Here is a 10,714-nt window from a genome sequence, read left to right as displayed (position 1 = left end):
TGCTGTACATTTTTTTCTTACTTGCCCACAAAAAACAAACGGCACAGGATATTTTCCCCATGCCGTTTCAGATTCATTTGCTATTCACGATCTTGTCTCTGAGTTTAACTTAATGACATTGACCCTCCGGGGTCCTTTTTTCCTTTTTCTTTCATTGTGAGACATAGAGACGCTTGCATTATTGGAACCGCTTGATGAATTGAACCGCGGCGCGAATGTCGATCTCGGGCTGCTCCCCGACCTCGCGTTCGATCGTCAAGTAGCCCGTGTAGCCGATTTCCTGCAGCGCCGCAAAATAAGCGTCGAACGGCACCTTGCCTTCGCCGAGCGGCACTTCGCGGAACACTTCGCCGGAGCTGACCATCTGCGCGATTTTGCCATGGTCCATCGGCTCGTAACCGAGCGCCCCGTATACTTCGCGCGGATCGACTTCCTTGTAGCGGATGCCGTCCTTCACATGCGTATGCACGATATAATCGCGCAAAATATGTACGCCCTGCACCGGATCGTCGCCCGTCACCATCACCATGTTCGCCGGGTCGAAATTGACCGATACCCCATTCGTGCTGAGCGTATCAAGGAACGACTTGAGATGCGCGGCGCGCTCCGGTCCGGTCTCGATGGCAAAGTAAGCGCCCATCCCTTTGGCATACTGCCCGAGCTCCTCGCAAGCCGTCTGCAGGCTGTGGTACACTTCGCCCTGCCGGTCGTCCGGCACGATGCCGATATGCGTCGTTACGATATTCGTGCCCAGATCCATTGCCAGGTCAAGAATGCGTTTGGACTTCTCCACTTTGGCCGGATTGGCCGTCTTATCCTGGAAGCCGTGCCCGCCCAAATCGCCGCACAGCGCGGAAATTTCGAGGCCAAGCGAAGCGATGTAATCTTTCAGCTCGCGGCGTGCGGCAGGCGACAATGCCGCCGGGTCCATCTCTCCGCTGACCGCGTAAATCTGCACGCCGTCCGCACCAACGTCCTTCGCTTTCTTCAGTCCTTCGCGCACGCCGATCCCAAAGCTGTCGACGATAACGCCGATCTTATTCGTCAATTTCATCCGGTTCTCCTCCTTTGTCCGCGGCTTCCCGATCATCCGAAAACCCGCCTCCTCCATTATAATCAACCGATGGGAATTATTACACATTCACATTGTTCCAAGAGAGCGGTGACGGAAAGCGGCGGAACATGAAAAACGCCGCAGCTTGAACCGGATCTTCTCCTCTTGCAAGATGCTCAACCGGCATCTCGAGAGGGGAAGAACGTTCAAGCGCTGCGGCGCTTCATCGGCTACGCAAGCGGCAAGCGCACAGTAAACCGCGCGCCCTTGCCCGGCCGGCCGTCGGCGGCAATCGTGCCGCCGTGCAGCTCCACGATCGACTTCGTGATCGACAGGCCGAGCCCGGCGCCGCCCTGCTTGCGGCTGCGCGCCGTATCGACACGGTAAAAGCGGTCGAACAGCCGGACCGCATGCTCTTCGGCAAAGCCGGCTCCGTTATCCTCCACGGTGAACACCATCGCCTCTCTCTGCCGCTCCAGCGAAACCGAGACATGCCCTGCATTCGGGTCGGTATGCTGCACCGCGTTCTGAAACAAATTCAGCACGACCTGCTTCATCCGATTCCGGTCGAACCGGCTCGTCTGCTCGGTTGCGATCCGAATCTCGACGTTCCGCTCGCCCGCAAACAGGCGAAGCTGATGCTCCATCTCCCGCAGCAGCTCGCTGAGCTTTCCTTCCGCCTGCTGCATCACGGGCGCCTGATCGAGCCGCGCAAGCATCAGCAGCTCCTCGGCCAAGCCGTTGAGCCGCTTCGACTCACCGTACATGCTCCTGAGCGCATTGCGCAGCTGGTCCGGGTCGGACGCCGCGCCGCGCAGCAGCACCTCCAAGAAGCCGTGAATCGACGTGAGCGGCGTGCGCAGCTCGTGGGAAGCGTCGGCGATAAAGCGGCGCATCTGCTCCTTCGCCTGCTTCTCGGCGGCGAACGAGTGCTCCAGACGCTCCAGCATCGCGTTGAACGACAGCGACAACCGGTCGATCTCCTCCTGCTCGTGCCGGATCGGCAGCCGCTCGTCCAGATTGCCCGCATTGATTTTCTCCACAGTCTCCGTCATCCGCGATAACGGAATGAGCGTGCGGCGCAAAATCGGCAAAAACGTCAGCAGGCCCGCGGCCAGCGCCAGTACGGATAAGCCGACGTAGGTCAGCAATTGTCCGACTACGATACTTTGCAGCGGCTCGAGCTTCGAGCTGACCTGCACGATGCCGATCAGCCGGTCGCGCGCTGTAATCGGCCGCAGCACGACCAAATGCTTCGTGCCGCGCTCATCCTTCACGATGCGGTAATCCGGCGCCGTCTGCGGATGCAGCGCTTCCTTGTAATCTTGATCCGTCAGCCGGGGAGCCGCAGCCGTCTCATCCGGGTCCTGAATCAGCACCTGAAGCCGGTTGTCCGCATCAAGGAACGCTACCGTCGAGCCGCCGGCGCGCAGCGAGGAAACCGGATTGCGGAAGTCGATTTTTTCCGGGTTGTTCGCCGCCTGCTGCCAGAACGGGAACGGCACGGTCCGGATTTGCGACTGAATCGTCGACGCTTTGTTCTTGTATAAAAATTGGGCCATAATGACGTATTGAAACACACCGATCATCAGAAGCAGCACCGACAAAATGAGCAGCGACCGCGACAGTAATTGAAACCGTAGAGAGCGCGGCCGCCGGATCATGAGATATCTACCCTGTAGCCGGAGCCGCGAATCGTCCGGATAACGTTATGCTCGCGGTCCTCCAGCTTCTCCCGCAGCGAACGGATATACACTTCGACGATATTCTCCTGCCCTCCGAAATCGTACCCCCACACATTTTCCAAAATAATCGCCTTGCTGAGCACCCGGTTATGATGCGACACCAAATATTTGAGAAGCTCGTATTCCGTGGCGGACAGCGACAAGACGCGATCCTGGTACCGGATTTCCCGGCGGCTGTCGTCGATCTGGAACGGACCGATTCTCAGCTCGCTGAGCAGTTGCGGGAACTGATTGCGAATCCGGGCATGGATGCGGGCGATCAGTTCGTCGAAGGAAAACGGCTTGATCATGTAATCGTCGGCGCCGGCGGTCAGCCCGCGTACTCTCTCGTCCACTTCCTCCTTCGCGGTCAGCATGATGACGGCCATCTGGCCCATCCGCTTGAGCAGCTTGCACACTTCGAACCCGTCCATACCGGGCATCATCACGTCCAAAATGACGACATGCGGCTGGAACTCCTGCGCCGCGTTAACGGCGCTGACCCCTTCTTCGGCCGTCATAATCTGAAACCCTTCGTTGCGCAGCCCCATCTCCAAAAACTGCAATATATTCGGCTCATCGTCCACGAGCAAAATTCGGATTTGATCTTTATGATACATACGGTTCACCTCAACGCTATTGTACACTACTTTTCGCCCGTTCGGTTGCGGACCGCCGGCTCGCAATCGATTTTAAGTAAACATTCAGATTCGCTGCGGCCTATATTCACGGGCGGCGCCGATGCCCGCCCTGATACAGCAAAGAGGCCTCCCCGCAACGTAAACGGAGAAGACCTCTTGCTGCATGACGCCGCATGGGCGGTTTAACGGTTGTCCACTTTTTCCGGGTACAAATCATGATTCAGCAGCCGGTGCTCCGCCATTTGCTCGTACTTGGTGCCCGGACGGCCGTAATTGCAGTACGGGTCGATCGAGATGCCGCCGCGCGGCGTAAATTTGCCCCACACTTCAATATATTTCGGGTCCATCAGCTTGATCAAATCGTTCATGATGATGTTCATGCAGTCTTCGTGAAAATCGCCATGATTGCGGAAGCTGAACAAATACAGCTTCAGCGACTTGCTCTCGACCATCTTCTGATCGGGAATATAGCTGATGTAGATCGTCGCGAAGTCCGGCTGGCCGGTGATCGGGCACAAGCTGGTAAATTCGGGACAATTGAATTTTACAAAATAATCGCGGTACGGATGCTTGTTATCGAACGACTCCAGCATCTGCGGCGCGTAGCTCATCGGATATTTGGTCTTCTCGCTGCCAAGCAGCGTCAAATCGAGTTCGTCTTGGTTTCTTCCAGCCATGGCTCCAACGCCCCTTTCGCTTGCTAAGCTCCTATTATAGCGTATTTCGATCCGGCAGTGAAGCAAGTGCGGAGCAGAGCTATTAACGATTCCCGCACCCGCTGAAATGGACCATAGCAAAGAAGCGAAACAATTTGTAATATAACTGAAATATGTTTTTCATCTGATCTTAATGAACACCGCCTATAATGAACTCATGACCCCCCTTTTTAATATAACTTTTGACCCGCATCCCGTTGATGCGGGTCCTTTTTTTGTCAATATACGAAATGGGGACAACCGGAAACGACATATACTTGTAGTAAAAAAGGATGATGGATATCTAACGCCATTCTGTACCAAAGAAGCGCTGGGAGGGATTAAGGTGGAATCTCGCTGGTATGATTTGGATGAGCTGATGCACGAATTTCGCGTCATCGGCTACAGGACGCTGAACCTTGGCATTATGAAAATCAATCCTGCTGACATTATCGGGCTGTCACAGCCCCCTGAGCAGGTCGCCACGGACCCAAAAATGAATGCGCTGCGCGAATCCGTTGCGACGCTCGGCTGGAGCGACCTCGATCCTGCCGATCTGCATCTGCTCCGGCTGCCGTACGGAAAATATACGGTGTTCACCGGCGGAAACTGCCGGGCGATGCTCGCGAGCGACCTGGAGCTGCCGACCGTCTCGGCTTCTGTCTCGCTGCTCATCCCGAACCATCTGCTTAAGCCGAATACGGCGCAGAAACTGGCCGTCATGGAACAGGAAACTGTGCCAAAAGCGGAGAAGTCGCTGGAGCTGGTTACCCGCAAGCTGCAAAATGCGACTGCATCCCCTAACGAAAAACGAAGGCTGACCGAGGAAATGAACCTTTGCATGAAGCTGATCGAATCGATGAAATACCAGCGGAACCAGCTGCTGACGGCTGAAGCGTACCGGCTGAGACTCATCCCCAAGGAACGGCGCGCCATCAAGGTCAATATCCGGCCGTCGGAATCGTCGTAAGCTTGGCGGATAACCATTCCTCTCATCGATCCCCTCGTTGCAACCAAAAACCGCCATGAAAAAAACGTTCTCTCGCGACGAAAGCGCAGGGAACGTTTGTCATTTCTCATCGGTTTAACCGCCCGGCGGGTAATAGTACGGCGGAACCTTGATCCATCCCCGCTTCCTCATCAGCGCCCGGTATGGCGCGCTGTACTGCAGCAGCCTGCCCATCGATCGGAACAGCATGACGGAGACATCTGTTCGCAAACACTGGGAAATCGATTGGCCGCACAGCGCAATGCAAGCGGATATTTTGCCCATGATGAAGTTCGCCAGCTCTTCGTCCGTAAACTTGACTCCAGGTGGAATACCGGCAGGATTGGAGTCCGGTTTGGCCATGGCAACCGGAGGCAAAGGAACGCTCTCTTGAATCAAAAACTGCTTGATCATCTGTACGTCTTCCAACGACTCCTTCACCGCGTTCTCGACCGCGTGCCGCAATTCCGGATCGGTGGTCGTATTCAGCGCCACTTCGTAAACGAGTTGGCCCTCCTCATAAATCGTCAGCAGTGTCCACAACGACATCACTTCGCCGACATGCAGCGGCGGCTTCGGCTCTTCATCCGTCAGCGAACCGAGCATGCTCTTCACGGTGTCCCAAATGGTTGTCATCTTGATACAACACCTCCCGCTAACAGGTATCCCCTTTTTTATACGCTTTATACCCGTCGCCCAGCGCTGCCTTTTCGTTCAACTCAAATAATAGCACGTCAAACTCGCAGCAGCTCAAACGCTCCCTGCATCTTCTTCCAGTACTGAGATTGAATTGTTGTTACCTCTCAAATTGTTACTGCCGTCATTCATACTTTTTCGTTATAATCAAACATCACATTTACACTAAAGAAGCCGCGCCGTTACAATAACAGTGGCCAATACTCTTTTCCTAAACCACAAGTTTTCCAAGGAGGATTTCACTCACATGAATCGGGAACATATGATACATACCAATTTATTAAGATGGAATGAGATGACGTCCATTCACGAGAAATCAGCTTTTTATGACGTGGCCAAGTTCAAAGCCGGCGCGTGTACGTTGAAATCCGTCGAATTGGACGAAATCGGAGATGTAACGGGGAAGTCGCTGCTGCATCTTCAATGTCATTTTGGGATGGATACGATGTCTTGGGCGAGGCGGGGCGCACGCGTTACCGGTATCGACTTATCGGACAAAGCCATTGCACTCGCGCGGTCGCTGAACGACGAGATGGGGCTCGACGCGCGCTTTCTCTGTTCTGACGTGTACGACGCGCCAGCCGCAGTAGGCGGCGAAAAATTCGACATCGTGTTTACGTCATACGGCGTGTTGTGCTGGCTGCCGGATCTCGATGCATGGGCCCGCGTCGTCTCGGATAGCCTGAAGCCGGGCGGCACTTTCTTTATCGCGGAAGGCCACCCGGTGGAAAATATATTGGAATGGGACAATGAAGCGCTGAAAGTCGCTTACCCGTACTTCGATCCCGCGCCGATCGAATGCGCTTCGGACACCTCTTATGCCGATCGAACAGTGAAGGTCGCCCATACGGTGACGTATCAATGGCAGCATAGCCTCGGCCGTATCGTTGGTGCGTTAATCGGCGCCGGGCTGACGATCGAGTCGCTGAAGGAGTATCCCTTCTCCGCTTACGAGAAATATCCGGGGTACATGGAGCAGGGCGAGGACGGATGGTGGCGGCTCAAGTCGCAAGAAGTGAATGTGCCATTGTTATTCTCGATCAAGGCTGCGAAAGCGAAATAGCGCTCGGGATTCGCGGCTTACCGGACGGCTGGTCCGTCCGGCAGGTCATCGCAGCGTGCTTCCTACTCCGCCGGCAATTCCTTGACCCAACGCTCCGTAACCAGCATTTGATTCGAAAGAAATTGCTCCTGGCTCTCCACGATTCGGAAGCCGTACTCCGCATACAGCCCCCTCGCCCGGGTCAGCTTGCTGTTCGTCCACAGCGTGATGCGCTCATAGCGCATATCGGTGCAAAACCAGATCGCCTTCTCCAGCAGCTTCCTTCCGTATCCTCTACCGGCTATGTCCGGCTCGACAAAATACCAGCGCAGCTGTGCCTCCGATGCCGTAACATGGCTTATCGCGATTGAGCCTTTGATCCGGCCGTCCACTTCAACGAACCATAAGCCGTCTTTGCCGCTGTCGTACTGCTTCACGAACTGCTCCACGCCGTCTTGAACAAACTGCTTGAACGACAGGTCGAATTGATGCTCTTTATTGTAAAATTCATAATGCGATTGGGCGATGTAAGCCTCTTCCCCCGGCCTGAACGTTCGAATCATCCTCGTAAGATCTCCTTATCCTGTAGCGTGCTGTCTTGCCGTTATTATACTCCTGCGCACGGAAATGTTCATAGCATGAAGACGACAATCGCCCTATTCGTCAGCCCCATAAATATATTTTATCCCCGCGAGGCCATTCCAAGAAATGACAGGGGCAAGACCAAAGTCCAGTTCAAAACTGTACCGCGGCCCGTTCAGAACAACGTACACTTTTGTTACAGTAAATTATGAGAACAAAATACATGAGCGGGCTCGAATGCCTCCGCATTGCGGGCTTTGCAATATCGTACGAGACGTGCATGGAACAGCACGTGATTGGCTGGACGTTGAATGATCTAGTCAATCATTGCATCGTTGGAAACAGCGTCGTCCTTCTATTCATATCATCGAAATCAACTATCCGCTTTGGGGTGAGCCTTCATGATTGGGACTGTAACCGAATTTACCAAATCCAAAAGCAGCATCTATGTACTGCTGACCGACACGGGAACGCTGTTCACCTCCGTGATCAAGCAGTTCACCGCTGATCCTTACAACCATGCCTCCCTGGCATTTGATCCAGAGCTGAACGATTTATTCAGCTTCGGCCGCAAAAGTTCAGCGAATCCGTGGACAGCGGGCTTTGTCGAGGAAAACTTGTACGAAGGAACGTTCCGTCACTTTCCCGATACCCGGTGCATCGTGCTGCGACTGAATGTTTCGCAACGGCAGCGCGCGACAGCGGCACAATTCATCCAGTACATTCAGAGCGAACGGGACGCCTACCGCTACAACTTGATCGGCCTGTTGGGCGTGCTGCTGGACTGCGATCTTCAGAGAAAGCGCGCTTATTTCTGCTCGCAGTTCGTGGCCGACACGCTGCGCCATGCGGGGCTTTCTCTATGGAACAAACCGGTCTCGCTGGTGACGCCGGGCGATTTCCTCCGGCATCCGGCGTTCGAACCGGTGTACGAAGGTCGGCTTTACGATTATCCGCTGCTCGACCGGGAGCGGCTAGACGGCCTGCAAGCTTCCGCGCAAACCACTAACCGGCTGGGAGGATACACCGCGTAATGGATACCATCATGAGTTACCTGCAAAATTTCGGAGCGATCGGACTTTTTCTGCATGCGTTGATCGATGCGGTCATTTTTCCAATACCGGCGTTTTTCCTTCAAGTGTCTTTAAGTGCACTCCATCCCGAAGACGCCATCGGACTCGCCGCTCTCGGCTATGCCGGTTGTTTGATCGGAACGCCCATCGGCTATGCACTTGGCCGTACGTCAGGCCACCTGATTCTGAACCGGTTCATGAAAAAGAAATGGCTCGATTCCGCCACCGCATTATTCCAGCGGCATGGCGAAGCCGCCATACTGATCGGAGCATTCACGCCGATTCCGTTCAAAATATTCACGATCTTGTCGGGCTGCATGAAGTACCCGCTCTGGAAGCTGCTCGCTTATGCGGCGATCGGTCGCGGGGCCAAATTTTTCATCGTAGGCATCCTTTTCTACATGTACGGACGTGCCGCGGAGCATATGATCGACGGGATGTTCGGCGTTATCCTCGTAGCCGTCGGCGCCCTGTTCTGTACCGTCTGGCTGCTGGTCCGCCGGTTCCGCAAACGGAAAAAGCCTGAACGGGCCGCTGTACCGGTGAAGGAATCGTAGACTGCTGCAGGATGAAGTTTCGCTGCCGCAGACAGTCGAGCCGGTCCAAGCTGGAACCGCTGTTACTTATTGATCCAACCGTGCTGTACGCTCCAATCGCTCATCATATCGAGAAAACCGATCATGGATCTTCCCGATGAGGTCAGCATATATTCAACTCTCGGACGAGGCTCCGGATATGATTTTCGTTCAATGATGCCGTCGCGTTCGAGTTCTCGCAGCTGTTCGGTTAATATTTTTTTGGAGATGTCCGGCATATGCCGCTGCAATTCGCTATAGCGCACCGGCCTGTTATTTTTATACAGACAGCGATAAATCGGAATTTTCCATTTCCCGCTTAACATGGACATCACTGCTTCGACCGGACACTCGTTTCGTTGGACGGGCATTGGTCTCACCCCCATTTCCAACAGTATACACGATCCTCATCGCCGTATGTTCGGATACTAAAAAGTGCCTTATTGTTCCTCCTTCGTGAAGGTCATATAATCACGTTTAGAGAGGAGAGGATCTGAATGAATATCGGTATTCTTGGGGCGGGTAACGTGGGTAAAGCTTTAGGGAGAGGCTTGGTCCGGGCAGGCTATCGCGTCTTCATCAGCAGCCGGGAGCCCGATAGCCCGAAGCATTCGGCATGGAAGCAAGAGGTTGGCGGCTCGGGGGATGTCACATCATTTGGTGAAGCCGCCCGGTTTGGCGAGATGATTATCGCCGCTCTTCCATGGTCCGGCTTGAAGGGAGTGCTCGAAACCATCGATCCGGCCGATCTGAAAAACAAGACGGTCATCGATGTGAGCAACGCCGTACACTTTGATAACGGACCGCGTTTGCTTCTGGTGGATACGTCCGCGGGGGCCATTATCCAGACGCTATTGCCGGAAAGTCATGTTGTGAAAACACTGAATAACGTCAGTGACAAGGTGATGATTCATCCTCAGTTTAAAGAAGGCGCGCCCCTCATGTTTATGTCTGGAAACGATCCGAGTTCCAAAGATCAGGTCCGGGCACTGCTTACAGATCTCGGCTGGTCAACGATTGTGGATCTCGGGGATATTCAACAAAGCCGCCTGCAAGAGTCCATTATGCTCGCATGCGTGATTAGTGAAATGCAGCTGCAATCGCCGGGGTCCGCTTTTGCCTTACTGCGGCATTAAGCAGTACGAGATACGATTAACATTCGGCAGCCAGCCGTTAAGAATGGCTGCCGCACGCATACCTGATTGCACGACTTCGATCTGTGCATTGCCCACTCCGCACGCTCTCCTCCTACTCTTTTACAAATTGATTGTCCCTTGCTTCATCAGGCGAACGATGCTCGCGGCGAAGGTGTTGAACATATTCGTCTTTGGTCATCCCATACAAGATCGAATCGGAATAAGTCCCGTTCGTGTAGTACACTTGGCGACGAATCCCCTCCTGAATGCAGCCTACCTTTCTAAGCATGGCAGCCGACGCTTCGTTTCCTTCAAGTACACTATTATTGAACTTATGCAGTCTGCGCTCAAAGAAGGCATATTTCAAAAGAATATGTAAGGCCCTGGGAGGCCACTGAAAAAGTCCTTTCATACGAAAAAGGTACAGTCCTTCAAGAAAATTGAGGAGGCTGTACCTTTTTTACTGTATAATTAAGGCATCACGAAAAGTAGGTGAGAGTAGATGATT

13 protein-coding genes are annotated in these 10,714 nt (G+C 54.0%); 5 read left to right on the top strand and 8 right to left on the bottom strand.

Features of this window, described 5'->3' with window-relative positions; all coding sequences use genetic code 11:
* Positions 1-178: 178 nt before the first annotated feature.
* From KXG62_RS33185 to queF, 4 genes are all read right to left on the bottom strand, one after another.
* On the bottom strand, positions 179-1,054 hold the full coding sequence (locus KXG62_RS33185) for a sugar phosphate isomerase/epimerase family protein (protein WP_218096289.1): 876 nt from the start codon (positions 1,052-1,054) through the stop codon (positions 179-181).
* 230 nt (positions 1,055-1,284) lie between these two features.
* Entirely contained in the window at positions 1,285-2,718 is a 1,434-nt protein-coding gene (locus tag KXG62_RS33180) for a sensor histidine kinase (RefSeq protein WP_218096288.1), read from the bottom strand.
* The gene (locus KXG62_RS33175; protein WP_218096287.1) at positions 2,715-3,398 is read right to left on the bottom strand and encodes a response regulator transcription factor; all 684 of its coding nucleotides are present in this window, start codon (positions 3,396-3,398) and stop codon (positions 2,715-2,717) included. Before KXG62_RS33175 ends, KXG62_RS33180 begins: the two co-directional genes overlap by 4 nt.
* A gap of 203 nt (positions 3,399-3,601) precedes the next feature.
* Positions 3,602-4,096 carry a preQ(1) synthase gene (gene queF, locus KXG62_RS33170; protein ID WP_218096286.1) on the bottom strand — a complete coding sequence of 165 codons (495 nt, stop codon included), beginning with the start codon at positions 4,094-4,096 and terminating at the stop codon, positions 3,602-3,604.
* Positions 4,097-4,460: 364 nt separating this feature from the next.
* Between queF and KXG62_RS33165 the strand changes: the two genes are divergently transcribed.
* Positions 4,461-5,084, top strand: coding sequence for a hypothetical protein (locus tag KXG62_RS33165; protein ID WP_218096285.1), 624 nt, complete (start codon positions 4,461-4,463; stop codon positions 5,082-5,084).
* A gap of 114 nt (positions 5,085-5,198) precedes the next feature.
* Here KXG62_RS33165 and KXG62_RS33160 read toward each other — a convergent pair whose 3' ends face one another.
* Positions 5,199-5,738, bottom strand: coding sequence for a DUF3231 family protein (locus tag KXG62_RS33160; protein WP_218096284.1), 540 nt, complete (start codon positions 5,736-5,738; stop codon positions 5,199-5,201).
* A 307-nt stretch (positions 5,739-6,045) separates the two neighbouring features.
* Here KXG62_RS33160 and KXG62_RS33155 point away from each other — a divergent pair, with 307 nt between their 5' ends.
* Positions 6,046-6,861 (top strand): class I SAM-dependent methyltransferase, encoded by an 816-nt coding sequence (locus KXG62_RS33155; RefSeq protein ID WP_218096283.1) that lies wholly within the window; start codon positions 6,046-6,048, stop codon positions 6,859-6,861.
* 62 nt (positions 6,862-6,923) lie between these two features.
* On the opposite strand, the gene KXG62_RS33150 is transcribed toward KXG62_RS33155, so the two are convergent.
* Positions 6,924-7,403 carry a GNAT family N-acetyltransferase gene (locus KXG62_RS33150; RefSeq protein ID WP_218096282.1) on the bottom strand — a complete coding sequence of 160 codons (480 nt, stop codon included), beginning with the start codon at positions 7,401-7,403 and terminating at the stop codon, positions 6,924-6,926.
* A 420-nt stretch (positions 7,404-7,823) separates the two neighbouring features.
* Here KXG62_RS33150 and KXG62_RS33145 point away from each other — a divergent pair, with 420 nt between their 5' ends.
* Complete coding sequence (locus tag KXG62_RS33145) at positions 7,824-8,456, top strand: C40 family peptidase (protein WP_218096281.1); 633 nt, start codon at positions 7,824-7,826, stop codon at positions 8,454-8,456.
* Positions 8,456-9,052, top strand: a complete 597-nt coding sequence (locus KXG62_RS33140; RefSeq protein WP_246627759.1) for a YqaA family protein — start codon at positions 8,456-8,458, stop codon at positions 9,050-9,052. Before KXG62_RS33145 ends, KXG62_RS33140 begins: the two co-directional genes overlap by 1 nt.
* A 62-nt stretch (positions 9,053-9,114) precedes the next feature.
* Here KXG62_RS33140 and KXG62_RS33135 read toward each other — a convergent pair whose 3' ends face one another.
* Positions 9,115-9,441 (bottom strand): winged helix-turn-helix transcriptional regulator, encoded by a 327-nt coding sequence (locus KXG62_RS33135; RefSeq protein WP_246627758.1) that lies wholly within the window; start codon positions 9,439-9,441, stop codon positions 9,115-9,117.
* 126 nt (positions 9,442-9,567) lie between these two features.
* Between KXG62_RS33135 and KXG62_RS33130 the strand changes: the two genes are divergently transcribed.
* Positions 9,568-10,206: an NADPH-dependent F420 reductase gene (locus KXG62_RS33130; RefSeq protein ID WP_218096280.1), complete on the top strand. Its 639-nt coding sequence runs from the start codon at positions 9,568-9,570 to the stop codon at positions 10,204-10,206.
* A gap of 112 nt (positions 10,207-10,318) precedes the next feature.
* On the opposite strand, the gene KXG62_RS33125 is transcribed toward KXG62_RS33130, so the two are convergent.
* Positions 10,319-10,495, bottom strand: coding sequence for a GNAT family protein (locus tag KXG62_RS33125; RefSeq protein ID WP_218096279.1), 177 nt, complete (start codon positions 10,493-10,495; stop codon positions 10,319-10,321).
* Positions 10,496-10,714 lie beyond the last annotated feature (219 nt).

It is taken from the genome of Paenibacillus solanacearum (genome assembly GCF_910593845.1).
GTDB lineage: Bacteria > Bacillota > Bacilli > Paenibacillales > NBRC-103111 > Paenibacillus_G > Paenibacillus_G solanacearum.
This window is presented reverse-complemented; position numbering and strand designations above follow the sequence as displayed.